The organism is Marinoscillum sp. 108, from assembly GCF_902506655.1.
In the GTDB taxonomy this organism is placed as follows: Bacteria; Bacteroidota; Bacteroidia; order Cytophagales; family Cyclobacteriaceae; genus Marinoscillum; species Marinoscillum luteum.
Genome location: NZ_LR734808.1, coordinates 2,135,386 through 2,161,568, shown reverse-complemented (window position 1 = coordinate 2,161,568; position 26,183 = coordinate 2,135,386). Strand labels below are relative to the sequence as shown.

25 protein-coding genes are annotated in these 26,183 nt (G+C 45.2%); 16 read left to right on the top strand and 9 right to left on the bottom strand.

Features of this window, described 5'->3' with window-relative positions; translation table 11 throughout:
* The first annotated feature begins 30 nt into the window (after nt 1–30).
* The 15 genes from GV030_RS08825 (at nt 31) to GV030_RS08755 (ending at nt 12,447) form a co-directional block, all read left to right on the top strand.
* Entirely contained in the window at nt 31–954 is a 924-nt protein-coding gene (locus GV030_RS08825) for an NAD(P)-dependent alcohol dehydrogenase (RefSeq protein ID WP_159581848.1), read from the top strand.
* Nucleotides 955–1,392: 438 nt separating this feature from the next.
* Complete coding sequence (locus GV030_RS08820; RefSeq protein ID WP_159581846.1) at nt 1,393–2,031, top strand: hypothetical protein; 639 nt, start codon at nt 1,393–1,395, stop codon at nt 2,029–2,031.
* A gap of 154 nt (nt 2,032–2,185) precedes the next feature.
* Complete coding sequence (locus tag GV030_RS08815) at nt 2,186–2,482, top strand: helix-turn-helix domain-containing protein (RefSeq protein WP_159581844.1); 297 nt, start codon at nt 2,186–2,188, stop codon at nt 2,480–2,482.
* Nucleotides 2,448–2,960 (top strand): hypothetical protein, encoded by a 513-nt coding sequence (locus GV030_RS08810; RefSeq protein WP_159581842.1) that lies wholly within the window; start codon nt 2,448–2,450, stop codon nt 2,958–2,960. The genes GV030_RS08815 and GV030_RS08810 overlap by 35 nt, the downstream gene beginning before the upstream one ends.
* 238 nt (nt 2,961–3,198) lie before the next feature.
* Nucleotides 3,199–4,002: a hypothetical protein gene (locus tag GV030_RS08805; protein WP_159581840.1), complete on the top strand. Its 804-nt coding sequence runs from the start codon at nt 3,199–3,201 to the stop codon at nt 4,000–4,002.
* A gap of 360 nt (nt 4,003–4,362) precedes the next feature.
* Complete coding sequence (locus GV030_RS08800) at nt 4,363–4,866, top strand: hypothetical protein (protein WP_159581838.1); 504 nt, start codon at nt 4,363–4,365, stop codon at nt 4,864–4,866.
* Between the two features lie 400 nt (nt 4,867–5,266).
* Nucleotides 5,267–5,737 carry a hypothetical protein gene (locus tag GV030_RS08795; RefSeq protein ID WP_159581836.1) on the top strand — a complete coding sequence of 157 codons (471 nt, stop codon included), beginning with the start codon at nt 5,267–5,269 and terminating at the stop codon, nt 5,735–5,737.
* Between the two features lie 10 nt (nt 5,738–5,747).
* Nucleotides 5,748–6,524 (top strand): LuxR C-terminal-related transcriptional regulator, encoded by a 777-nt coding sequence (locus GV030_RS08790; RefSeq protein ID WP_159581834.1) that lies wholly within the window; start codon nt 5,748–5,750, stop codon nt 6,522–6,524.
* Nucleotides 6,525–6,597: 73 nt separating this feature from the next.
* Complete coding sequence (locus GV030_RS08785) at nt 6,598–7,473, top strand: hypothetical protein (RefSeq protein ID WP_159581832.1); 876 nt, start codon at nt 6,598–6,600, stop codon at nt 7,471–7,473.
* 349 nt (nt 7,474–7,822) lie between these two features.
* Nucleotides 7,823–8,545 carry a hypothetical protein gene (locus GV030_RS08780; RefSeq protein ID WP_159581830.1) on the top strand — a complete coding sequence of 241 codons (723 nt, stop codon included), beginning with the start codon at nt 7,823–7,825 and terminating at the stop codon, nt 8,543–8,545.
* 112 nt (nt 8,546–8,657) lie between these two features.
* The gene (locus GV030_RS08775) at nt 8,658–9,419 is read left to right on the top strand and encodes a DUF4145 domain-containing protein (protein WP_159581828.1); all 762 of its coding nucleotides are present in this window, start codon (nt 8,658–8,660) and stop codon (nt 9,417–9,419) included.
* 177 nt (nt 9,420–9,596) lie between these two features.
* The gene (locus tag GV030_RS08770; protein WP_159581826.1) at nt 9,597–10,211 is read left to right on the top strand and encodes a hypothetical protein; all 615 of its coding nucleotides are present in this window, start codon (nt 9,597–9,599) and stop codon (nt 10,209–10,211) included.
* Nucleotides 10,212–10,418: 207 nt separating this feature from the next.
* A complete protein-coding gene (locus tag GV030_RS08765; protein ID WP_159581824.1) occupies nt 10,419–10,943 on the top strand; it encodes a hypothetical protein in 525 nt (174 codons plus the stop codon).
* 50 nt (nt 10,944–10,993) lie between these two features.
* Entirely contained in the window at nt 10,994–11,644 is a 651-nt protein-coding gene (locus GV030_RS08760; RefSeq protein ID WP_159581822.1) for a DUF4238 domain-containing protein, read from the top strand.
* 347 nt (nt 11,645–11,991) lie between these two features.
* Complete coding sequence (locus GV030_RS08755) at nt 11,992–12,447, top strand: hypothetical protein (protein ID WP_159581820.1); 456 nt, start codon at nt 11,992–11,994, stop codon at nt 12,445–12,447.
* A gap of 11 nt (nt 12,448–12,458) precedes the next feature.
* Here the strand turns inward: GV030_RS08755 and GV030_RS08750 are convergent, their stop codons facing one another.
* The 7 genes from GV030_RS08750 to GV030_RS08720 all read right to left on the bottom strand — a co-directional run bounded on the left by GV030_RS08750 (nt 12,459) and on the right by GV030_RS08720 (nt 21,424).
* Nucleotides 12,459–13,841, bottom strand: a complete 1,383-nt coding sequence (locus GV030_RS08750) for a DUF4832 domain-containing protein (RefSeq protein ID WP_159581818.1) — start codon at nt 13,839–13,841, stop codon at nt 12,459–12,461.
* Between the two features lie 95 nt (nt 13,842–13,936).
* Nucleotides 13,937–15,391, bottom strand: coding sequence for a hypothetical protein (locus tag GV030_RS08745; RefSeq protein WP_159581816.1), 1,455 nt, complete (start codon nt 15,389–15,391; stop codon nt 13,937–13,939).
* A 3-nt stretch (nt 15,392–15,394) separates the two neighbouring features.
* Nucleotides 15,395–17,449, bottom strand: a complete 2,055-nt coding sequence (locus tag GV030_RS08740) for a glycoside hydrolase family 36 protein (protein ID WP_159581814.1) — start codon at nt 17,447–17,449, stop codon at nt 15,395–15,397.
* Nucleotides 17,421–18,491 carry an amidohydrolase family protein gene (locus GV030_RS08735; RefSeq protein ID WP_159581813.1) on the bottom strand — a complete coding sequence of 357 codons (1,071 nt, stop codon included), beginning with the start codon at nt 18,489–18,491 and terminating at the stop codon, nt 17,421–17,423. Before GV030_RS08735 ends, GV030_RS08740 begins: the two co-directional genes overlap by 29 nt.
* Before the next feature lies 1 nt (nt 18,492).
* A complete protein-coding gene (locus GV030_RS08730; protein ID WP_159581812.1) occupies nt 18,493–19,311 on the bottom strand; it encodes a class II fructose-bisphosphate aldolase in 819 nt (272 codons plus the stop codon).
* Nucleotides 19,312–19,318: 7 nt separating this feature from the next.
* Nucleotides 19,319–20,257, bottom strand: coding sequence for a carbohydrate kinase family protein (locus tag GV030_RS08725; protein WP_159581811.1), 939 nt, complete (start codon nt 20,255–20,257; stop codon nt 19,319–19,321).
* Nucleotides 20,258–20,269: 12 nt separating this feature from the next.
* Entirely contained in the window at nt 20,270–21,424 is a 1,155-nt protein-coding gene (locus GV030_RS08720; protein WP_159581810.1) for an SIS domain-containing protein, read from the bottom strand.
* A gap of 182 nt (nt 21,425–21,606) precedes the next feature.
* Here GV030_RS08720 and agaR point away from each other — a divergent pair, with 182 nt between their 5' ends.
* The gene (gene agaR, locus GV030_RS08715; RefSeq protein WP_159581809.1) at nt 21,607–22,389 is read left to right on the top strand and encodes a transcriptional repressor AgaR; all 783 of its coding nucleotides are present in this window, start codon (nt 21,607–21,609) and stop codon (nt 22,387–22,389) included.
* Nucleotides 22,390–22,391: 2 nt separating this feature from the next.
* Here the strand turns inward: agaR and GV030_RS08710 are convergent, their stop codons facing one another.
* Nucleotides 22,392–25,073, bottom strand: coding sequence for a DUF4832 domain-containing protein (locus GV030_RS08710; protein ID WP_159581808.1), 2,682 nt, complete (start codon nt 25,071–25,073; stop codon nt 22,392–22,394).
* Nucleotides 25,074–25,162: 89 nt separating this feature from the next.
* Nucleotides 25,163–26,083, bottom strand: coding sequence for a PKD domain-containing protein (locus GV030_RS08705; protein ID WP_159581807.1), 921 nt, complete (start codon nt 26,081–26,083; stop codon nt 25,163–25,165).
* Between the last annotated feature and the right edge of the window lie 100 nt (nt 26,084–26,183).

Sequence of the window (26,183 nt, the reverse complement as noted above, 5' to 3'; positions counted from 1 at the left end):
ATCAACTCATACGCTAAAAGAAATCAAACCATGAAAGCAATTGCCTACACCACCTACGGTCCACCCAGTGTGTTAAACATGGTGGATATTGAAAAGCCAACACCCCAACCTGACGAAGTACTGGTGAAAATCCATGCAACGACTGTTACCGCCGGAGATGTCCGCCTGCGCAGCTCAAACTTCCCTCCAATTGCCTGGATTTTTGTCCGACTTATTTACGGATTGTTCAAGCCGAAAAAGGAAATATTAGGCCATGAATTTTCTGGAACTGTTGAAGCCATAGGTAAGGATGTTGCCAGGTATAAGGTGGGCGATAAAGTGGTTGGCACTCCTACCATGCTCGCCACTGGTTCTTATACCGAGTATTTAAGTATTCCAGAAAACAGGAATAAGGGTGTGCTGCGGTTAAAACCTAAAAGCCTTAGCTTCAATGAAGCCGCTGCTCTGCCTGTGGGGGGAATGACAGCTTTATTTCTTCTGGAAAAAGCAAAGCTCAGTAAAGGTCAAAATGTATTGATCTATGGCGCATCAGGAAGCGTAGGGACCTATGCCATTCAAATTGCTAAGGCGCAGGGCGCCAGGGTAACAGCAGTATGCAGTGGTTCCAATTTGGACATGGTAAAATCACTGGGGGCAGATGCTACACTAGACTATAGGAGTCAGGATTATTCTTTGCTTGAGGAAAAATTTGATATCGTGTTTGACGCAGTTGGGAAAACCTCAAAATCAAAAGCTTCAAAAATTCTAAAACAAGAGGGACGCTTTGCATCGGTTCAGGCGCTCACCAGCCCTGGCCAGAAGCACCTGGAGGTACTATGCGAACTTGCTGACGAAGGAAAACTCAGGCCATTTATCCACAAAACCTTTCCCCTGCAGCACATGGTGGAAGCTCATCAGTATGTTGACAAAGGGCGAAAAAAAGGGAATGTGGTTATCGAAGTGGTCAGACGATGACGGATGACTTCATCAAAACATGACAAAAGAGGTTTCATGGAAGTAGTGATATACCTATATGATGGAATGACCATGCTTGATGCCATTGGTCCCTATGAACCGTGCAGAGCTTCAAGACATTCGTGCAGCGTTCCAAGATGGCCGTGCAGTGTTTGAAGACATCCGTGCAGTGTTTGAAGATAACCGTGCAGAGCTTCGAGGCAACCGTGCAGTGCTCCAAGATGGCTGTGCAGTGTTCCGAGACAGCCGTGCAGAGGTTCGAGACAACCGTGCAGTGCTTGAAGATAAGCGTGCAGTGTTCCGAGATGGCCATGCAGTGGTTCAAGGTAACCGTGCAGAGCTTCAAGACATCCGTGCAGCACACCCCAATAGCCGATAATGGTTTGTTTGAGATTTAAAAACGGTTAGATTTGGTAGAGGCGATATCAGCCTATCATTATGATGAATAGAGTTAAGAATATTGGACTAGTTTTATTTTTGATCGTGCTACCTGTCTTTTTGGAAAATTGTGGTTTCGACATTGAAGAGTCTGATAGGTATTTTGATTGGGTAAAGAAAGGCAATACACTTACCTATAATCTAAGATCCACCGAATACAGGGTTGATAAATACTCCCTTCTAAAAATCGAAGAAAGTTCAGGAATAAGTGACAACATGGTATTTCGAGAGGAAACTTTGCCACAAAAAAATGATGTTCCTTATTTCGGGCCGTTACTGAGTGTTTTTTCTGATGTCTATCGTTTGGACGATGGACTTCACACAGCAACTTGCTCATCTTGCGTCTCCAATCCGTGTATTTCAATTCAACATTATCTTAAAGTACCAGCAAAGTCTGGTAATATAGAATCAATACCTGAGTATTCATGTGCTGAAAAAATCTATGGATATGATGTGATATTGAGGACTGACTCAATTATAGAAGTTCCATTCGGAATATTTCGGACTTTAGTGATTCATGACACTATTAGGCGCAATGTTAAGTTCTGGAATGAGGAAGCTGGATTGATTCGAGTAGACAACTATAACCGGCTTCAAGGTGATACCTTAATACTTGAACTTGTAGAAACCAATTATTGAATAATGGAGAGAACAGTCTCCTCCGCCTTATGCCCCATAGCCGATAATGGTTTGTTCGGGATTTAAAAACGGTTAGATTTGATAGAAAGCGGCTGGCAGCCAGGGGTTGTTGGCCGGTTGTATGCCACTATAACCATGACCAAAAAGTCTGACAATGATTGCAATCAAAGAGTCATTCGCTAAAATTCTAGAACAGCCAGATAGAGTAGCTGTTCGGGATTTGCTAAAATCTAACTTCGGTGAACTTAATTATATAGATTTCAAGGCAGACTGGATAGAAAATGATAAGTTGGCTCGCCACATTTTAGCTATGGTTAATTCTGGTGGCGGAATAATTTTTATAGGTGTATCTGAACAAGACGGAAAAATAGAACCTTCTGGGCTCTCTAGTATAAGAGATAAAGCAGATATTCTCTTTGAACAAGTTACTACCGAACAACTTAGAGTATGAAATTCTTGATTTCACTTTTGAGGAAACGGAATATGGTATTTTAAAAGGGAGGAATTTCCAACTTATCCTTGTTAATGAACAAGAAAGATACATTCCATTTTTATCTAAGAACGAAAGCAAATCACTAAAGAAGGATACCATTTATGTTAGAAGGGGAACACAATCTGTTCAGGCCAACTATGAAGAACTTCAGAAGATATTAAATCAAAGAATCGAATCTGAATATGATTCGAGTTCAGAAATGAAACTTGATGAACATCTTGCTCAATTAAAAACGCTATATGCTCACATAAAGAAATATTATTATTTGGATCCAAGTTGGGATCTAATTCCTGAAGAGGAACTAGAGAGCATTATGGCTGAACAAGAGCATTACCGAAGAAAAAATAACAACTACCCAAACGAAGACTTTGAGGAATTCGTGGTGAGGCTTATCGAAATAAAGAAGCAAGTGATTATTAGTGGAATAAGAAAATAAGCAGCATACAGCAAATGCTATGAATGAACGGGGTTTCATCGGTCAGGAAAGTTTAGTGTGGATTGGAAAGTTCGCCACGTCTACGCGACCCGAAGTTTTAAATTTAAATCAAGGCGTGGCTATGTGCGAGACGAGAGGTTAGTGCTTTCTAACCCCACTCATCATAGCTGGTTGTTGTGGCGCATTGCAACTGAGAGTAAGTTTCAAAGTGGAATTACAAAACTTAACAAATTAATTCATGCATCATATTATTGATGAAGACTGGCCTGAGGCTATGAAAGTCTACTGTCAACGACTCATCGAGTTGTTCGGAATGCCAATTCCAGGTTTGAGTCAAAGTGGGAATACACTTTCAGTACGATACAGTAAAGGGAATCACAGTTTCAAGGATTCGAAATACTTTCTTGATCCCAAGGATCAGTCATTCTCTCATTTAACCACATATCGAGGACTATTTAGTATTATTAACTCCGGAGTACTTCGCCTTTACAATCTTAACAACTCTAACGACCCAAATGAATTGTTCTCCTTAGCCGGAATTCCAACCTATGAGAATGTCTCAGAGAACATAAAACCCTATGTGTACACTTTTTCATTTTGTAAGGCTTCTCAAGTAGCCAATCCTGCAATGTGGAGGGATTATGGACAAGTTTCTTTGAACTTTGAAATTGTAAATGACCCATTAGCATGGGAGTATTACAGAATCTCTCCATTGCACTACGGAGGTAGTGAGTTTGTTCCCAAGTATGTTGTGCTATTGGATGAAATGCATAAAAGATTTCCACAATGGAATTTTTCACCTGATTTAGAGTCTCTTCTTTCATTATTGGCTTTTCACAAGGAGAGTGCTCATAAACATGAGGAGGAAATTAGATTATTATATGTCCCTTTCATGTTTGATGATAGAGGTGAGGCTCAATTTGATTTCAGGGTTAGCGAGGTTCGTACCGGAGCCACCAAATTTATTGAGCTTCAATTGCTGGCAGCGGATGAACAGAAAGCAATTGACCACTGTTTGACCAAAGGCAACTTGATGAAATAAGATACGAACTTGAGGATTACATGACAGCAAGGTTTGGATATAGGATCGATGTAAAAAAAACTCTTTTTAAAACAGGAGTCAAAAATGAAAATGATGAATAATTAGGATTCCTAGAATGCAACGTGCCACAACATTAGTAGCTGTTGCACAACCCCTCCAAAATCTAAACAAGATCGGTAGACTCCTCCTGCCCTTGTTGAAGTTGCCTCCAACCGAGATAGCAGGGGGCCTACACCCCTATAGCCGATAATGGTTTGTTTGAGATTTAAAAACTGCTAGATTTGGTAACACTATAAAGACCTAATAACCATTGGTGGTTGTTAGCCTGTTGTTATGGCTAATTCGCGCAACTTCAATCTGATGAGATATCTAACAATCTTTATTGCCTTAATTGGACTTTCTTGTTGCTCAACTCCTAAACAGGAACAGCAACAAATAACTGAACCATTAGAGACTGAACAACCATCTGAGTCAAACGAAGAACAAGACACTCTGGAATCCCCAACAGCAGAAATTAGCATATCAGATGAACCCCTATCTTTCGAGATTTTAAAGCAAACGTCTTGGAGATGGGAAGCTTTGCCGAACTGCTTCAACTTTCTTGAATTTCATACAGATAGTACAGGTTCGTTGGTGTATGAATGTGAAATTGATGAAATCGACCAAATGAAATACCTTATCAATGGTGACACACTCTTGGCCTCTTTTTTCTATACACCACATGTTGATAATCCAACGGGCGAACTCCGAAAGCGAACTGATGCGATTTATAGATATACTGGAAATTCACTGATCAGGTTAGATAGAAACAAGTATATGGAAGAAGATCTAGTGATCGAATATATACGACTGACCAAGAAATAGCCATAACAAGTGCTAGCAAGAATGCGCCAAACTGCCTCTCTGCTGAGTTCGGTGCGAACACTACCATGAATCAGCCGCTGAGAGAGGTTAGTGCTTTCTACTTGGCGAATCACGCAGGGTTTTTTCTCTTTCAGAACGCAGTGGCTATTTGATATTTTGGAAGCACCGGCTGATTCATTAGTTTTATCAGAACTTGCCAAGTTCGGGGCGCACTCCTGCTAGCTTGGTTATGATTCATCTCTTCTAACGATTGCTTCGTAGCAATTGAAATTCAAGATCGGAACATTCTTACCCCATTGCAAGAGACGGAACGGGGAGCTCTTGTCAAATTTCGATTGTTTTCAGCCAAGCGGTGAACTCTGGCAATGCTTAAGCGAAGGCAGGTGCAGGAAACTTGTTTATGCAGGAAGCGCAGGGTCGGAAGCAATTGCCAAGTGAACCTTGCAAGGCTGAAAACCGGCAACACTACTTTAACTACCCCGAACCTGGCATTCCATACCATTTGAACTTAGAAGTCCTGAATGAGCAATCACGGCGGCTGGCGGAAAATGGCGGCGGCTGGCGGAAAATGGCGGCGGATTTGCGGGCAGGCGTGTTGGCGGCTGTTGGCCTTGCGGGTAGGGTGTGGTGCGAGGGCCGTGCACTAATTCATTTTCCGAAGACTTTTTTTGTTTCGTTTTTTTGGTCTCAAAAAAATGAAAGCCTCCCTGGCAAGGGTGGTGTTTTAGGTCGGTTCAAACACCGCATAAACACCAACATAGCCATCCGCTATCCTGAAATGTTGTTCGGTCAGCTATTACTGCTACGTTCGATTTTATATTTTTACGGGTATATTTTACTTCCATTGACATTTGCGGTCATGCCAAGGTAACCTGATGTTTATGAAATCATCAAAATCGGAACTAATCAACTATTGGAAACAATTTAGCGCTGAAAACAGCAAGCCTGTCAAGGAAATTGACTTCAACCTGGTGGATCGGGTGGCAAGGTTCTTTAGCCCTTCGATCTACTATTATTACATTTTTAATTTCACAACGCTGAGAATGGAATTCGTCAGTGACAGCTACCAGTCAATGACCGGACTCGACCGTGCTGATTTCTCCCTGAATCGTTGGCTCGAGTCCATTCATCCTGATGAAATTGATTTTGTTCATCAATGTGAACAAGTTGCTGGAAAATTTCTTTTCGAGTTTATTCCCCTCGATCAGATACCTCGATACAAGGTAAGCTATACCTACAAAATGCGGGGACCGGATGATACCTATTTCCAGTCCTTACACCAAGCGATCGCCCTTTCCATGACGGACAATGATACCATTGGTCATGTGTTGGGTATAGAAACGAAAATTGATCAAATTTCGAAGTATCCCTCCAAAAGGATCTCATTTCTCGATTTAGAAGGCCAAGAAAATTATCTGAATATTGATGTGGAGCATCCCACATTCGACAAAATCAATGAGCTACCCTATGGATTCACGCCACAGGAAATGAAGATCATAGAGCTGATTTCATTGGGTCATTCTTCGACCGAAATAGCCAAAATGCTGTTCGTTTCTGACCATACCATCCGTACCCACCGAGCCAACATTCTTTCCAAGTCCCCTGCTCGAAACATGACGTCACTTGTTGCGGACCTTTTCAGGCAGGGCTACTTGTAAAATACGCATTTTGCAGTATTGAGAAATTAATCGCAAACGCTATTCTTTGCATTCATACCTTCAGTAAAAAATCATGAATGCAAGATTAATCACCATCATTCTCATGGCTGTTTCTCTGTTTTCCTGCAATGAAGAGGATGGAAATGACCCCAACATTCCGGACATTGAGGAATACACCACTGACATCTCCTTCCGATTAAAAGGCAAGGAATACTTCACGGGTAAATTACATATGCCGGAAGTACGGGATGGTATTTCTGCATTTATGTATTTATACAATCAGGGCGTGATGTACTTCTATTTTCCTCAAGCTCCGCTATATACAGTTGATGATAACAAAGAAGTTATAGCGGGTGTGCTGGGCTTTTATGCCAGCCAGGGAGAGGATGATTGTTGCATTAGCGAAGGAGAAACCCTGGATTATACGAATGGACGGCTAAATCTGGCCATTTCGCTTTTTGAAGAAAATGGTGAATATGAACGAGGATTGACCTTTTTTTATGCGGATGGCACGGAAGAGTTGGCTTACCAGGAAACACCATTCAATACCTATGCCGCTTTTACAAATGGACAGCCGGCGGATATTAACATGAGTTTCAACACACTTAAACCCAACAGGATAGCTGCAACCTTGCGTGGCACTGTAGAGAGCTTTCTCAACAACGAACTGTTTACCGAGGAGGTGAACATACAGTTTGCTATTGAAGGGGTCCTTCCTCTCTTTATGGACCTCAGATCATTGCCTGATGGAAGTGGCGCAGTTTGTGCCAATCTAAATTATAACGGCCCCACCGAAGGCCAGGCCAAGCAATGGTGTCAGTATGCGCAATTCCTCGATTGCAATGGCCTGATTACAGAACGGGATGTTCAATGTCAAATATTACTGGATTACGGAGCTACCTGTCCATACTGTAAAGCTTATCCTGAAAAACTGCAACTCGCTAACTGAACTTCACTTCACTACCATTTAACATCACTTTTGGATAGGATTTATCGATAAGGAAAAAACTGTTGCCAACAACTACGATCATCCATAACGCGGCGCGGCTAACTCAGCTATTTGCAAAGACTGGTGCAATGAGATACTTTTATAGATATTTGAAAAGTCCAGCTTACGGATGATAGTCGTTGTAGTGCATGAACGCATCGCATACATTTTCCCAAACTTAAAAGATCAACTTGATACTAACGGAACTTCAAATTCAAAAGCTCTATAAGATTGCCAGTTTGGTAACAATTGGGCTTGGTTTAGTATTCATAGCTATTCCAAGTGCAACACTCGAACTAACCGAACGAATTTGGCCTGCTATTTTGCTGAACATCGGATTTCATCTATTCTTTCAAGTCATAAGCAGGATGCCCGCAGGAATGAACAGACTATTCCAAACTCAGGACTCAATAATCAAAACGCTCGGTCCTTTAATGCTCAAAATATGGGTTATTACCGCCATTGGATTTACGATTCTGGCAACATTTTTCATTATTCTCAGAGCATTCTTGGATTCGAACTATCAAATACTGCTTGTAATACCGATTTTCTTTGCCATAGTTATCGCGGCAATATCCTCGTGGAACAAAATTACAGAATGAACAAAATCCAATCCCAAATAGGACAAGCCAAAGTGCTGGCATATGTAACATTGACGGAACGGCATGAAGCAACTGGCAATACGAGACACCATGTTGACGGTCAACTTCTAGAGGGTTTTCATGGATTGGCGATTTGCAAATACTCGGAAGATCCCGGTTACTATCTCTTCTATTGCGACGAGAACTGGATCGAACGAACGGATACCTATCACAATACTATTGAAGATGCTAAGGAACAAGCTGAATTTGAGTTCAAAGGAACAATTCAGACTGGGAACAAGGATAAACGCACTACAACAAGCGTACCTGTTGCACAACCCCTCCAAAATCTAGACAAGATCGGTAGACTCCTCCTGTCCTTGTGGAAGTTGCCTCCAACCGAGATAGCAGGGGGCTATGATGATTCCCTTACGGGGCCTACACCCCTATAGCCAATAATGGTTTGTTCAGGATTTAAAAACGGTTAGATTTGGTAACGTTATAAGGCATAACAACCATTGGTGGTTGTTAGCCTGTTGTTGTGCTTAATTGAGGAATCCACAAATGGAAATAAAAACCTGGCTTAAAGATTCATTTTCTAAAAACAAAATTCCTGAATGGACTTGCCCTTCATGTAATAACGGATTATTAGAACTTGAACCAACTCAATTTCACTTCGAGGAAACTAAATTATCGCTAAGCTGGCACAGTCACGATGATTGGGAACCAGAATTCATTAGGTACAGATTTCATGGAACATTAAAGTGTAAAAACTGCATGGATTTCATTGCTTTTCTCGGCAATGGAAGTCTGGATCATGTCCACTATTATAACAACTATCAAGACGAGTATGTTGAAGACTATAATGAAGTCTTCTATCCTCTTTACTTTAATCCACCTCTGAACATTTTTCAGATTAACGATAAATGTCCTGAAGATATAAAAAATGAAATTATTGATTCATTTAAGCTTTTTTGGAATGATTTACCATCATGTGCTAACAAAATAAGAACGAGCCTTGAAATGCTGATGAATCAACAAAAAGTCAAAAAAACATATATCCAACGAGGAACTAGAAAGAATCTTTCACTGCATAAAAGAATTGAGGAATTTAAGAATACAAAGCCTGAGATAGCCGACTTTCTACTTGCAATAAAATGGATAGGGAATTCCGGGAGCCATGTCGGCAAACTTGAAAAAGTTGATATTCTTGACGCATATGAACTTTTAGAACATTCGTTGAACAAATTATTCGATGACAAAGAGGCCGAACTGAAGAAAAAGACCATAGAAATTAATAAACGTAGAGGCATAAGAAAGAAATAAAACTAAGCACAACATATGCTATGAATGAATGGGGTTTTATTGGTCAGGATACTTTGGTGGGATTAGAAATCCGCCACAAGTTTTAAATTTAAATCAAGGCGTGGCTATGTGCGAGACGAGAGGTTAGTGCTTTCTAATCCCCACTCATCATAGCTGGTTATGTGCCACTACTTCGCTATGGACATAGAATTATCACAAAAATTTGAGAACTTCATTAAGGGAAAAACAAAAATTGAAGATTTTGAAAGCTGGGTCTATACGAACGAACAACTTGAAAATCAGCTATCCCCAGAAGTATATACAGAACTAATCTCACTTAACTTCCATGAACCTTCTGCTCGATTTGAAGTAACTAAGCTTGTTAAGGACGAAATCGACTATGGTAGATTGCACACTGCATCTTTAATTGCCCTTTTAGACAAACTCATCCAACGAGAAGGAGAAGTAGTAGACCTACTCTATCAAGTTTATGACTTTATGAACCTTGGTTACAATTTCCTTGGTCGACTCAATATCTTTGGAAACTTTGGCGAACAAGGCAAGTCTGTTATTTTACTGATAGATGAAACAATGGACGAACAGACTAAGTGGGATAAAATAGTCTATCATGAGCCAGACTTAGTAAGAGAACTAACCATTCTTCGGGACAAAATTTCAACTGGACGAATTCTCTTGACAGGAGAAAGTTACTCGAACAAATACCTTGGTGAACAATTTGAATTTGTAGAAAGGGAGGCAGATAACAAGCGTAGCTGTTGCACAACCCCTCCAAAATCTAAACAAGATCGGTAGACTCCTTCTGTCCTTGTTGAAGTTGCCTCCAACCGAGATAGCAGGGGGCTATGATGATTCCCTTACAGGGCCTACACCCCTATAGCCGATAATGGTTTGTTCAGGATTTAAAAATGATTAGATTTGATAGAAAGTGACTGGCCGCCAAGGGGTTGTTGGCTGGAATACACCCTAAACGAAAATCTTACAGCCTAACTATAAGACGTGATGAAAAAACTAATCTACATTCCAGTCTTTTTAATTATAGTTTTGATTTCATGTAGTACGAACAACTACAGTGAACAAATTTTAGGAACTTGGGAGTCTTCCGTGTTCATAGATGAGGCCAAAGCTAAAGCAATGTTTAAGGTCGAAGATGGCATGGAAATGCAAGCTACATTTACCACAACGGAGCAATACCTAAGGGGTGGTAGATATAACGCCGAGGGAGATGTAACTTTTAGAGTGTCTGCGAATGGTCAGGAGATACCAATTAAATTACATTTAAGGGAATCTGGTAGTTGGGAATTCCATGATAATTTTTTAGTTACAATTGCTGAGGACTCCAAAGTAACTGCTCTTGATGAAGTCACGCGAAATATCATTGATAATGCTCCAGAATTTGCCGAAATGATAGAGCCTGTGAAAGGCCAATCTGCTTCAACCGAAATTGTAAGTATGACTGACACAGATATGCAAGTAAAAATGGAAGATTTACCTGGAATTCTGGTGACATACCAAAAGAGACAATAACTCTACGCAATAATCGCTAGGACTAATACGCTTGTCATTTTGCAAGTTGGATGGGACAGAAAAAAAAGAAACAACACTTCGTACCAAAATTATATCTAAGGAATTTCACCAACTCTTCAGGTAAGATATTCGCATTTGATTTGCAAGAGAACAAATCATTCCCTACCACTGTGGATAATATTGCTCATGACCGATACTTTTACGATTTTGAACCGATTGACTCTTATGTGGGAGAGCAAGTAATTGAAAACTCATTGGCGGATTTTGAAGGAGATGCAGCAGAACTACTTGACAAGATGTTGCAGCGATTAGATAATGGAAGCTTAGAAGGACATACACCTGAAGAAAGAATACTGTTAGCTGAATACATATCCATCCAAATGCATAGAACTCCAGAAAGCAGGAAGAAATACGAGCATTTTGGAATTGAACTTGAACGTCAACTCAAAGCAAAAGGAGTATCAGGTGAATTTATTAAGCAAAGAGGTTTAAGCCAAGAAAGTATTGACCCTAAAACTCTACAATTGTATGGTCTAACTTCAATGATGAGTTCAAAAAAGAGAATATTATCGCTTTGTGACAGAATATGGGTTTATTGGGAGAATTTAACGCAACATGAATTCTATGCATCGGATCATCCAGTTGTGGGATATACATACAGAGATGTAAGTGAAACAGCTTATGAAATTTTTTCCCCTTAACACCAAGATTCGGATTGAGTATCTTCCCCAAAAAGGATTTTCCTGATCTTCTCTGTTGGGATAATCAAATTATTGAAGTCAGTAATTCAGAGTTTATACGAACTCACAACTCAATTGTGGTTTTGCGAGCGAATAGGCAGATTTATAATTATATTGATGACTTTGCATTAGCTAAGAATATTCTAAAGATGAATCCCAACCTTTCGAATCCTGAAAGACCGAGACTCGATCAAATGTAATATCCGTCTAACAAACACTATTATTCGCTACCTGCAAAGGCTAGGTATCAGGTGCATTTAGGATTTTAAACTGTCCAGCTTACGGAAGAAGGTTGGATATTAAGGGGCATGAACGAACAATCTGTATTTAGAATTGAGAGTAGGAGATTTGAGAATTATATGCAATTCTTCAAGATTGGAGCCATGATTTCGGCCATCGTTGTGACCATGTATTTGATATTGAAATTGGCTGTTTTTGATGGTCAGGTAGAGTACATCAACCTGGCAGGTTATGCATTCGCCTTCAGTATGTATTATGAATATAAAAGAAAGGCTAAGGCCTGGGGTGGTCAATTCATTGAAGCAACAGGAAGAGTACTTAGTTTTAAAACTCGTAAGAACGAACAAACTACCATCCGACTCGACACTATAACAAATATCGGGATCAAACTTGACCAGATCATTCTGCAAACCACTGAATTAGGCGAGCATACAATTGTCTTGGAAGACTTTACGGAATACAAAGACCGAATGATGATCAAGAACAAGTTTGCAGAACTAAAGAAGCAACTCAATATATCCTAACATCTTAGACGCTATTCAGTGATCTCTATGGTTTGAAACAAGTCATTCCATCCGGTATGACTGTCCCAAACATTTTCATTGGCCAGACGCACCGAATATTCAGGTCTTTCGGCAATTGACTCAAACTGATCAGCTATGTGAAGGTGCAGCGCATAAGTGCCTGTAGGTACATCAGACAGGTCTATGGTTTCTGCAATGTTGAATGACGCTCCTGGCCGAGCTTTGCGGATATCCACATCCAAAACCATGCGCACCGGGTCTCCGGACGCAGGGGACAGCACCAGCGATACCGTCTTGTGATTGTATATGGGTGCCCATCCATGGTTATACAAATAGATGGCGATATCCAGTGGCGTGGATTTTGACACCACAGTATCGATGGTTGTAGAGTCCAGGGCCAGCCGGTAGCCCATATCCTGTTCAAACTCTTCAAAACAACCTTCACTTTTCCATCCGTCAATAATGGGTTTGTACCAATCCAGGTTGAGATAGCTCCATTTGAGTAAAGACATGGTCTCACGGGCTTCCTCACAGTCAGCTGCATCCACTCCGGAAGGAGGACAGGTTTCACCACCAGTGGGCACATAAAATGCCTCCTGGCTGATGTAGTTTTTATCTGTGTTGGGGTTGTCGTAGGTGCCATAGTCATCATAGCTGGCCATGAAGCAATCATTGTGATGACCTACACGTGCAATGTCTGCATCCGAATAGCCTACCTCATCGGTCATGGCAGTTTGCTCCCCAAATATGTCACGCTTTTGACGTGGGGTTCTGAGCTGTATTTTTATTTCCGAGGGAATTACTTCCAGTAGTTTCGTGACTATGCGCTTTTGATTGGCCAGGTCCGTCAGGTTGTTGGTGGAGCTATGCCATTCACCCCAGAGCCCTACGAAACCAGCATTAACAAAGGCGATTACGTCTGCATTGGCTTCAAATAAAGGTTGCAGTTGATCTAAATGCCTTTCCACCACCTCAATGGGTGCATCCGTGCCATCATCAGAGTTGTTGGTGTAAGCAAATCTCAGCACGCATTTCAACCCCGCCGATCTAAGGTTATCCATGTCGGTTTGTATCAGGTCAAGTTGTGCCTGACTGAGGTCAATTTGTTTGAATTTCTCGAAATAGTAGAGCCGCCAAACCAGGCTGATATTGTCATTTCGAAGGCTTTGAAGCGAGCTTTGAGCAAGGGGTGACCCTTCGGAGAATGCTGCGGTCAAATGCAAAAATCCTCTTTCGGGATTGGGAAAAGACTCCATTGACGGAGTGTAGTGAACCGTGTTTGAGATGTTGGTATCAGGGTTTGAAGCCGGTGAGGGATCCTTGTCTTTACAGCCCACCAGGATACTTAAAAAAAGCAGCATCGTGGGTAGAATTCTGTTATATAAATTGGTCATGGTCTTTTTTTTAAAAGTTTAATTTCATTTGACTCCTCCTCTGTTGGTTGTTGTCATCAACAGAAAGGTCAGCACTCGCCTGAATAAGGGGTTTATCAATACTCCACCATAATCGCCCCGATTTCTCCCTGAATGTCGTGGGCCTTCGCTTTGATCACCAGCATATCCCCTTGCATTTCCCAGCGCAGGATGCTGATGGCGGGGTTGTTGCTCTCCACCTGCTTCGGCTCGCGGGAGCTTCGCAGTTTGAGCTCCTGGGTGCCGTACAGGCACAGGTCTATTTTGGTCAGAGCCTCGCGCACCGTCAGCTCGAAGATCGTGCAGGTGTCTTCATGCCAGATCACCTGCTGGAGGGGCACAGTGCCTGTTTCGTACCTCAGCTCATAGGTCTTTTGCAGGAGCTGTGGCAGGTAGAGGTGACCGTAGCCCTCATGTTCGATATACGCCGGGATGGGCGTCCCATCGATGGTGGCTGCCGAGACATGCTCACCGGGTTTTAGGGGCACCTTCAGCACCATGTTGGCCGGGAAGTAACCACGGTATACATGGTCCGGCATCCGGGTGTTATCGATCTGCACCACCCCGGTGCTGGCCTCCGTTACCTTCGTGTAGGTATTGTAGAGCCATTGCGAATGCATCTGGGCGGTGTTTTTGGCGCAATATCGATCTCTGGTGGCTTGCACGGCCTGGTAGTAATCAGCCCAGCGCTGAGTGATGTCTTTTTGCGACTGGCCTTCGGCTGCCAGCAGGTTGGGCCAGTGGGTTTCTATGTAGTCGGTGGGCTGCGCCTCCAGCGGCGTGGTAGGCAGCTTGCCCATTTCATACCAAAGGTTGCCGTAGTTGTAGCGGTTCATCACATGCACCCGGTGGTCAAAACCACCACCATTGGGTTCGGCAGGTGGGTTGCATTCGGGTATTTGTGTGAAATCCGTGTTGGCATAGCGCACACCATAGTCACTCAGGATGCTTCCCGAGCTGTAAGGCCCCTCCGGGTCCCAGTGGTAGCTGTAGGCACAGGGCACAAAGCTTTCAGGGAAGGAATGACCATTGTCCTGCGAGAGTCCGTACTGCTTCAGGATGCGGATGTAGCATTCCACATGGGTGCGAATCTCTTCCTCCGGCCAGGGGTGATGATCCACGGTGTTGTACCATTCGGCACGTCTGCGTTTTCCGGCTTCCGGCCAAAACTCATGTCCCACTCCATGCAGTCCAAACTCAAGGTGGGCAGCTTCCTTTTTTACAAATTCCATGATATCCAACTGCAAGTCGGAGATGAGTGCGTCATTGTTCCACTTTTCACGCATGTGGGTGGTGGTAGGATAGGCGCCCAGAAAGTTTTCCCGGTCCATCTCACTCAGGATGAACAGCCCCTGCAGGCGAACACCTGCTTTTTGTGCCAGGTCCACCACCGCCTCATAGTCCTTCAGGGTGATGTTTCTGTTCATGCCCAGCCGGTAGGGCCCATAGCCACTTTCTCCGTCATTCTGGCCGTTGATCCAGCCCAGGTCGTCTATAGCGATAGCAAAAGGTCTAGGGAAAATGATCTGCATGGATTATTTAGGATAAGCTTCAATTAAAATAAAATTGCTGAATTTCAGCTTCAATTCGGGTGCTTCTTTGGTGACCGTGCCTAAAGAAACCTCGTGGAAGTAGTCGTTGATCACGTAAGTGTCTGCTGTCAGTCCGCGAAGGGTCACCGGTCCGTCCCACGCTGCGGCATAGAAGGCATAGTGGAGCGTGTCTCCCTTTTGGATCACGTGTGTTTCCGGCAGGTCATACCCTATGTCATACAAGCCGCCCAGGTAAGTTTCTTTGGAGAGCATTTTTTGGTTGTAAAGGTCAAACCACTGAGCCCACACGCGCTCCTTTTCGGGGGTGAGCAGATAGCTCGCCGAGGCAGTAGGATTGTCTGCAGGCCAGGTGAATTTGGTGCCCAGCACGGCGCCCACTCCAAATGAGCTGGCAAAGTCATTGCCGCCATCGCTCAGCTCCACATGATCGCCGTAGTAGGCCGTTTGCGGAATCAGGGCCTTGTAAGTTTTGCCTTTCAGGCGAATCTGCCAGGAGGAGGTAGGGTCTGAGGATACCGCCTGATTCATATGTGGCATATTGAAAAATGACATACAGGTACCACAAGGGCAGTTTTCAACTACCGCATCGGGTTTGATGTCACGGGCTTGCTCATAAATAATCCTGAAGAACTCGGGGAGTTTTTCGGGCGCCAATGTCGGGTCTTCCAGCCCGCTGAGCGGGTTGTGGTCCGGGGCCACGGCATTCATATGCTGGCCATCCATTTTCAGTCCGTCAAAGTCCCATTCATTCAGAAACAGGTCGACGACTTCCTGCGTGTGGGCAATGGTCTTGGCATGGGTGGGTGAGAGGTAGTAGGCATCCCACCAGGTGATGTATTGGGGTGCCCAGTCTTCAAGGTAGAGTCGCATATCGGGGTGGTTGGTCAGGAGCTTGCTGCCCGGGTCGGCGGCCAGGGGCGCCCACCACAGTTTGGCTTTCAGTCCATGACTGTGAATGGTTTTCACCAGGTCCTTCATTTGTTCGTCGCCACCGGGAAACTTCTGTTGGTTGGTATGCCAGTCTCCCTCTGCCTGCTGAAATCCATCATCCAGCACGGCCCATTTGATCCCCAGGGCTTTCACTTTCGGTAAGGTGCCCAGCACTTCTGCGAGGGTAAAATCCCGCTCATACCCCCAGGCACACCAGATGGGCTCAAAGGCCGCTGGCTCTGCCGGTGGAAGGCTGATGCCCTTGGCCTGCATCACCTCGGAGTATTGCTGCAGGCCGTTGTAATAATCCCCGGAGTGCAGCATTACGAAAGTTTCGAGTGTCTGGAGCGTATCTCCAGGCGCCAGGTAGCTGGGGTAGTCAAAGTCCTCGCGAACACCTACCCGGAGCGATCGTTCGTTCACTTTCATCTCGGTGGGCAGCGACACCAGCTTGGGTGCGGTGGCCGTATGACCTATGGCGATGCCTGCGCTTCTGTTCCAGATGTCCGTGACGGGGATGCCCCCGCCATAGTCTGAGCTGTTCATGCCCAGGTAGTTGTCCTGATAAAAACCGGAATTTACTGGTTTGATCCAGTCTGCCCGTGCACCGGAGCTGCTCCCCTGAAAAGCCCAGAAAGGAGGTTCGTCCTGCGAAATGAGGTGGTAGCCATTGTTGATCCAGCTTTTGTAGGTAAGTGGCTGATCTGATTCATTGACATAGCGCACTTGTGTGGTGATGAAGTTCGGGAAAGCTTCATAGACGGTCAGTACAAGCTGTTTGGTGATGCCCGTGGCTGTGTTTTTACCGGAAAAGGAATGTCTGACCCCTTCCCCAAGGGTTGTGGTGATGGATGTTTCTTCGTAGGCCGAAAGGTCAAAGTCAGTCAGGTTTTCTTCAGAGAGGATCAGGTACTCAGTTGGCTGAAAGCCCTCCATCAGGCCTTTGGCGTCCGTTTTGGTGGATTGTAAAGATGTATGTAGTTGGTGGTTGACCCGCAATGTGAGGTCACCGCTACTGATGATGGTCTCCTTTTCGGCACAAGACCATGATCCACTGATCGCTAGGAGGAGGAATGTCTTAGTCCAGTATTTTTTGAGCGTTTTCATAGTAGAGCTTTTTGAGGATGGAATCAGACAGGCCAAAGCCATAGAGCGGCCAGTGGTAGTTGAAGTATGCTGGCTGGTAGAAATGCTCATCTTCCGTTTCCAGGATTCTGAATGCAATTTCATACATCTCAGGTTCGCTGCCCATGTCGGTACCAAAAAGGAGGCGGTCCTGATATTGAGTGTAAAAGGAAGCCATAGTTCGTGGGATCGTGGCGGTTTCACCATAGCGGGCCGAGATGTCTGCATACAGGTTGGGGAAGCGATCCAGAAGGCTGCCCAGTACGGATAGGTCTGCACTGCAGTTGGCAAAATGGCAGGCGATAAAAGTCGTTCCGGGATTGGCCCTGAGGGCTTCTGCTAAGGTCTGAATTAGTGCTTCGTGTAGCAGGATGCCTTCCTGTTGCTGATCGATGCGCCATTTGAAGCCGTTCATGAGGCCGTCGTTGGTGGCGTCCATGGGTTCATACATCCAGGCGGGCTCAGCCACGTGGATATTCACCGGCATGCCCAGTTCGCCGCATCGTTTTAGGAGCGGTTGCATTCTGGGATCGTTGATGTGCATTCCGTAGGCAGGCGTGGGATGCGAATAGGTGAGGCCCAGGCCTTTATCTCCCAGTTCGCCTACGCCTATGGCTCCCAGGTTGTGGCATCGCTCCAGTTCTTTGATGGCCTTTTCCGTCCATCCCGGCTCATTGTAGCCCGTATAGTCAAATCCGCACCACAGCTGAAAGCGCTCCCCAAAAGCCCCATAAACCTCCTGTAGGCTGTCAAATTCAGCACCAGTGGCATAGGTGAGGATCATGGTTTGCTCGATTCCGGCACTATCCATGCTGATGATCCACCGCTGCAAATCAGCAGCCGTGAGTGCATACGGGTGTGAGTGCATATCGATCACCGGGAAACGGGCCCTGGTAACTTTGCTTTCCGGAATATTGAAAATAGATCTGGGCTGGTAATCTTTGAGCAACAGGCTATCGGGAGATTGCGCCAGTAGCTGGCCCGAGATCATTGTCCAGAAAATGATCCATGCTGCCCGGCCCATATCAGCTGAAATTGATGACTTTGAGCTTTTCACTTACCAGGTCCGTAGCTGCCTGTGTCGCCTTTGGAAAGACTTTTCTCAGGTCAATCTCATCCGAATCGGCGAGGACTTCCTGAAGTTTCTTCATGAAAATGTTTTTGATCTCTGTGGCCAGGTTGATTTTGGTAATCCCTCTGCGGATGGATTCCTGTACCTGATCGTGAGGGATTCCCGAGCTGCCATGGAGTACCAGAGCGGCTGAGGTGGCTGCGTTGATTTCTGCAATCAGATCCAGCTGGAGTTTCGGCGTTTCTTTGTAGAATCCATGCGCCGAACCCACAGCTACTGCCAGGGCATTGATGCCGGTTTCTTCCACGAATCGGCGGGCTTCATCTGGTTGGGTGTAGATCATGTCCTGTCCCTGTCCCAGCTTGGCGATGTAGCCGAGCTCCGCTTCCACATTGGCACCAAACTGCTCTGCATAGCGCACGATTTCCTGAGTGATTTTTACATTTTCAGCAAAAGGCTTCTCACTGGCATCGATCATCACAGAATCAAAACCAGCATCCAGACAGGCTTTCACCAGGTTGACATCTCCACCATGGTCCATATGGAGCCACGCCTGCACACCATACTGTGAGATGGCACTTTTGGCCATTTGAGCGGCCACTTCCAGGCCCATATAGTGGAGAGAGCTCTCCGAAAGCTGGAGAATGAGCGCCGAATTGGTCTCTTTGGCCGCAGTGAGTACGGCTGACAAGGTCTCAAAATTGTAGAAATTGGTAGCCAGTAGGGCTTTGCCTTCTTTTTTATTCAGGGCTAGTTGATCCTGTAGTTTCATAGGTCGTTCAAATGGAAAATGAAAACCGCTCTTTGGCGATTGATTTTACTTTGTTAAGGTCTTGAAAGGCGGCGGTACCTCCGGCTTCTGTGGTATTCACGGCGCCCACCAGGTTGGCAAAGTCCAGGCAGGTTTGCAGGTCTTTGCCTTGTATGTACTGGGAGATGAAGCCGGCATCAAAGCTGTCGCCGGCACCAATGCAGTCTGCCACCTCTTTGTTGAGGTAAGCTGGCTTGCGGATGGTTTCCCCTTCGTGGTAGAGGATGGCACCATTCTCTCCGTCTTTTACAGCTACGATATTGGCAAAGTCCCTGATGGCGTCTATGCCATGGTGTACCGAGTTGGTTTTGGTGAGGTGCTTCAGCTCCGATCGGTTGGGCAGGAAGACATCCACCACTGGCAAAAGCTCCTGCAGGTTGAGGTCCCACTGCTCTGCCGGATCCCACTGCGGATCCAGAGAGGTGGTGAGGCCAAATGACTTGGCTCGCTCCATGAGCTGTACCAGGTTCTTCTTCAGGTTGGGCTGCAGAAAGACGGAGCTCACGTGCAGGTGCCTGGCTTCCGTCAGGATGTCGTTGCGCACTTCTTTTTCTGTGAGGTGCTCCATCGCGCCGGGGTAGGTGACCATGGCACGGTCCATGTCATAGTTGAGTACCACGGTTGCGCCCGTCTGGTGGTCATTTGTATGAACCAGAAATTGTGTCCCCACTCCTTTTTGTTTCAGGGAGGTTTCTACCAACTGACCAAACTGATCCTTGCCTATTTTGCCCACAAAGGCCACCTGAGCGCCCAGGGTAGCCAGATTGCTGGCGAAAATGGCCGAGCTGCTTCCCAATACCACCCGCAGGTCTTTCGAAAGCTTCTCTTTGCCTACCTCCGGGAAGCCATCGATCCGGTTCAGGATAATGTCCACATTGAGTTCACCTACCACTAATACATCGTACATCAGAGACTGTTTTTAAGGTAAATCATAAATATTCACACCCTGCACCACACGGGAGATGGCTCCACTGGTAGAGGGTTGGTCGGGCATCAGTCCCAGGCTCAGCGATTTGAAGAAGCCGAGCAGCTGACCCGGTACCACACCAGGCAAGGTCATAAAATCTTCTTCCAGATGCAATCCATTCTGTGTGTGACTGATTTTGTAGTCCACAGGAATGTCGAAATCTATCCGTTCCGCAATCGCCACCATAGCGAGGGCTTTTTTGCCTTTGTCCATGGCAAACATTAAATCATGCTCATACTTGCTGGCATAGGTGCTGTTGGAAAGGATGAATACGATCAGTGTTTCATTATCCACTACGGCCTTTGGTCCGTGGCGAAAGCCGAGAAACGATTCGTGCTTACAGATGATGCTGCCATCGGTGAGTTCCTGAAGTTTCAGCTGAGATTCTGTGGCCGTGCCCAGTAGAGGTCCTGATCCCAGAAAAACGGCTCTTTTGAATGGAAGGTCTGCGATTTCTTTGATTTCGTTGAGGTGATCGGTGAGGATACCTTTGGCGTAATCGCTCGCCAGCTGCACTTGAGCCTTGAGCTCATCCAGCTCATTGAGTCTGGAAAGGAGCAGGCCCGAAAGCAACATGCTGGTGTAGCTACTGGTCATGGCCAGGCTCTTGTCGTTTGTTTCTTTGGGCAGTAAAAGAATGTATTTCTTGTTTTTGGACTCATAAGTGGCCAGGTCCCCCTCCATGTTGCAGGTGATGATCAGATGGTGGCAGGTTTTACTGATGTTGTCTGCAAGTTTCACAGCGGCCTTACTCTCCGGACTGTTGCCCGACCTTGCGAAAGAGATCAGGAGGATGCTTTCATTTCCAGATAAGTAATCATAAGGATGTGAAACCAAATGAGTGGTAGGGATGGCCGTTACATTGTGGTGAAGGTTTCGATAAAAAGTGCCTTCCAAAGATTCGCCTATGTATGCACTGGTACCAGCTCCGGTCAGGATGATTTTATCATATTGATGATCCTGAATGAAGGAGCTAAGTGCTTTTTGCTGATTTTTTATTAAGTCCCAAATTTTTAACCAAATCTCTGGCTGTTGACTGATTTCCCTGGCCGTGTCGATGGCGCCCAGTGACTTCAGATTCTCTATTTCTAGTCCTAAATATTGCATATATTCTATGGGATGAAATTCTTATGTAAGCTTTTATAATACCTGAAATCAAAAATAAAAATAAAACTTAAACTTTCAAATACTTATTTAATATGTTTTTAATCTTTTGAAAAGTTTCATTTGTTATTGAAGCTTGCTTTAGCATGCGAATATTTTCTATCTTGCTTTAAACCCATATCAAAATGCCTATCAATACCAGAAATTCAACCGTGTCTCGCAGAAATGAGATCTTAAATGCCATCAATAGTGAGGGGCAGGTCTATGTAGATGAGTTGAGTGCCAAATTTGGAGTGAGTGAAGTTACTATCCGGAACGATCTGGATCAACTGGAGCAGAAAAGCCTGCTGATCAGAGCGCGAGGTGGAGCGATGAAAATTGAGGGACGGGTAGGGGTAGATTACAACCTCTCAGAGAAAGATAAGATCAACTATCAGGAGAAAGTACGGATCGGAAGGGCTGCGGCAAAGCTGATTAAGAACTCGGAGATTGTCTTGATCGACTCTGGTACCACCACTGCGGAGATGGTGAAGAACCTTACAGAGATAGAGGACCTGACAGTGATCACTAATGCTTTGAATATTGCTACGCTTTTGATTAGCCACCCCGGGGTGAATCTGACCATTCCAGGAGGGTACCTACGAAAAAACTCCCAATCGCTGGTAGGGCCACTGGCAGAGCGGAGCCTCAAAAACTTTTATGTGGACAAGGCATTCCTGGGTGTAGATGGATTTGATACCAAAACAGGACTTTACACACCCAACATAGAGGAGGCTCACATCAATGAACTCATGATTGAGATCGCTAATGAAGTGATCCTCCTGGCTGATTCCAGTAAGTTCAAAAAGAAGAGCTTCGCCTTCATATGCCCGATCGATAAGATTGACATTGTGGTGACAGACGATAAGCTCTCTGATGATGACCGGAAGCGGCTGGAAGATGCCGGGGTAAAGGTGATTATTGCCTAATCTTATTTCCTCACAAACTTTAGTTGCTTGCTTCCCTCTTCGGTTTGAATGTGCAATACGTACATTCCGGCCCGCAGCATGCGCAAGTCTATGCTTTTCTGGTAGTCACCTTTAGAGATCAGTGCTCCATCCAGCGAATAAATGGCAAATTGATCGTACAGAGTACTGATGAAAAGCCTGTCTTGCGCGGGGTTGGGAAAGAGGACTGGAAGCTCCGGCTGAGTGCTCAGCTGGATAACGCCAGTAGTAGCGTTCACTGTTTCAGAGTATGCGGATGTTCCAAGTTCATTGTAGGACGCTATTCGATAGTAGTAAGTCACCATGTTGGTGAGGTTGTCATCTCTGATGAGGCTCACAGAAGTATCGTAGGTCCCGATGAGGTCAAATGTTTCACCATCCTGAGATCGCTCCAGTGTATATCCGAGGCAGTTGGCACAGGCGCTCCATGAAACCACCAGTCGTGTTTCGGGGAGTTCCGTAGAGTTTCTCACTGAAAAATCGCCGGGAATGGCCGGTGGTAATGCTCTGTAAAGGTTGGTCGGTTGACCTTCGGTGTTTGATAAAAGCGCAGTGCCATTGTTGAGGGATGCATAGATCCGCAGGTTTCGGTTATCCCCCAGGTTTTCCAGTGCATCGAGTGGTATGGACAGCTCGGTGGTTTTATCACCGGTTGCTTTGTTGATGCTGGCATTGGTGGTCGTCCATTGATTGGAAGAATACTCCGAAAGTCCATTCTCTGTCAGCTGATAATCCATTCCCGAAAGTGGGCCCGTGTTATCCTGAAATCCGGTAGAAAGATCATTGTCAGTATCCAGGTAGATGCTGTAGTTATTTGCTTCACCTTCCAGAAGTACAAAGGCACTCTGTGCCCCAAAAAAGACCCTTAGGACTTTGGCTTCAGCATCAGATACGGTGCTGCTCACTGGAGTAATGGTGTTCCAGTCTGATGATTCACCGTCAATCACAATGGTGGGGTAGCTCTCCTCACTCAAGGTCAGGGTGATTTCAGCCGAAGGTGACGTGCTGCCTGTGGCGCTGCTCAGATAGTAGCGATACGTGTAATTGGTTCCCGGGGCAACATTCAGGTCCAGAAAGTAATCCTGTGCTGCACTGATGGAAGCAATGGTTTCGAAAGATCCAGTATCTGTGGATCTTTCTATTACGCGCATCAGGTCGTTGCTCTGTCGGCCCCAATAGGTCAGAGTGGCATTGTTGCTGGCAGCACCAAATATTTGGTCAGCGCCTTCCACCTCGATGGTGCTTTGGGTAAGTCTGGGGGTAAAGTAGTCCGAACCTGTATAATCTTCGGAGCTGTTGCTGGCTGAAATGGAAACAGTGCTTAGCAGGTTGTTGTACCCGGTTTCGCTGTCCCAGGTGCTTTCATTGGCCAAACGGATGGCGTAGGCCGGGTTTTTGTAAAGTGAGGGATAAGGATCCGGTAGGTTGAGATAGAGTTGGTAATCACCATCGGTCATATCCGCCGGAATGCCCGCCTCAAAGGTGAGGTTAAAGGCTTCATTAAGTGGCCAGAGTTTAATGTTTTCATCCGGCTGTATGAGGTACTCTGCATCTGTGGTAGTGTTCTTTAAGATCACTTCAATCAACCGGGGATTATAGGGATTGCTGAAGCCATCGTTTTGCAGGGTCAGTGAAAAAGCAAATTTGCCACTTGGTTTGGTGGCGGTTGTGAAAGTGCCGGCGATCATTTTGAAGCGATAACCCAGGCGGAGTTCTACTTCGTCAAAGCAGCCTTGGTTGTCCCATTCGCTTAATACCTGACGGTTATAGTCAATGTTCAAATAGGACCAATGAAACTGCTCCAGGTCCGAAAGACTGTTTTCGCAATCTGAGTAAGGGGAGGCCAGGGCGCATGTTTCCCCGCCCATAGGCGTGAAGCGGGTTTCTTCCCGCAGGTAAGGCTTTTCTATTCCAGGGTTCACGTATGTGCCAAAGTCACTGGATGAAGCGACAAAGCAGTCATTGTGATGACCCACCCTGCTGGCATAGCTGCCGGAAAAAGCAGTGGTTTCGTTGAGTGGTTCCTGGCTGTCAAAAATCGTGAATTTGTATCCCGGAGTTCTCAATTGGACCATTCGGTCATCTGGTAGGGCGTCCAGTAAGCTGTAGACCACCTGTCGTCGGTTTTCCCAGTCTTCGGTGCTGATTTGACCGGGAGAGTTTGCGAAATGGTCAGTGTAATACCACTCTCCCCATGTGCCGATAAATCCTGCCTGCATTACGGCAATCACATCTGCGTTTTCGCGAAGTACGGGTTTGAGCTGATCGATATGCGTTTGGACAAACTCGGGTCGCGCGTCGTTGTAGGGCGCCGTGGTTCCCTGCGAATAGGCAAATCTGACAATTACCTTGATTCCCGCTGATCTGGCGATAGCGAAATCCCGACGCATATTATTCAGGTAGTCACCTGAAATAGGACTTTCCCGAAAGTTCTCCAGGTAGAACACCCGCAGGATTTGCGTGATGCCCTCATTGGTTCGGTATCCTTTGAGTGTTTCGGTGTTCAGGTTTTCATACTGTCCGGTGTGTACTTCGGTATGATGATAGAAGCCTCTTTCCGGGTTAGCAATCACACTTTCGTCTGAAGTATAGGTGACCGTCTGGCTATAACCTGTGAGGGCAATGAATAGAAGTGAACAAGTAACTATTCTCTGAATCGGGGACATAGGATCTATTATAAAAAAGAGGCTATCTCAAAAGCCGATGAATGTTCGGTTACTCCTGAGACAGCCTCAAATATGAAAACTGGAAAAAATTATTTCAATGTATAAGTGAAGGCTGCAGAGGTTTCTTCGCCATAGCCAGCTGGAGCGTTTCCTAACCATGCCCAGTCAGAACCGGCGCCATCAGGAGCATCCACATCGATCAGGAAGAATTTCACAGATCCTGAAGCTGCGGCTGCAGGAGGGAATTCTGACAGATCCACTGAAAACTCGTAAGCTTTGTTAGCTCCTGCAGACTGTAACTCTATGGTCTTAAAGAAGTTGGCGCTAGGTGTAAGAGCAGTCCATGCCCAAGCAGTCTTGTCCTCACCAGCAGTAGCGTCATCGTAGTTGCCAAAGAACAACTCCGCTTCAACAGCACTCTGAGAAATGGCATAACCTTCTACCAAAATGTCGAATCCTGGAGTAGTAGGATACATCCATGAAGCAAAACCCGTAGCATCATCGTTATCAGAGTTCATGAATAGATCAATGAATCCGTTTGACGCAGAGGTGGTTTTCACATAGATGAAAAGCTTGTCATCCTCAAGGTTTTCTACTTTCACTTCCAGGAAAGATCCAGCCTCACCATCACCATAAGTGGCCAGTGCGGGTACATCGTCCCAGTCACTAAGGTCACCATCAATTTGGATGTTGATCACTTCCAATACCTCACTTTTGTCATCCGAACCGGTTTCGTTGGTTACTGTGAGCTTAACGATATAGCTACCATTAGCTTCGTACGTATGTGAAGGGTTGAGGTCGGTAGATGTTGCGCCATCACCAAAATCCCATGTTTGTGTTTCCGCGTCAGTAGAAGCATTTACTACGGTTACTGTTTTGCCTTCAAGCGTGAAGGTGAAATCGGCCACAGGCAAAGGAGTCTTGGCTTCATCTTCACCACATGAGAACAGACCAGCTAAGCCTGCTGTCAGGCCCAGGAGCATTAGTTTTTTAAAGGATTGAGTCTTCATTAGTTTTTAAGTTTTAAGGTTTAATACACTTCAATGTTTCCCTTCTATTAAATTAAATGATTTAAATAGGTTTCGAAAGTTATGTACTTTTAAAAACGAA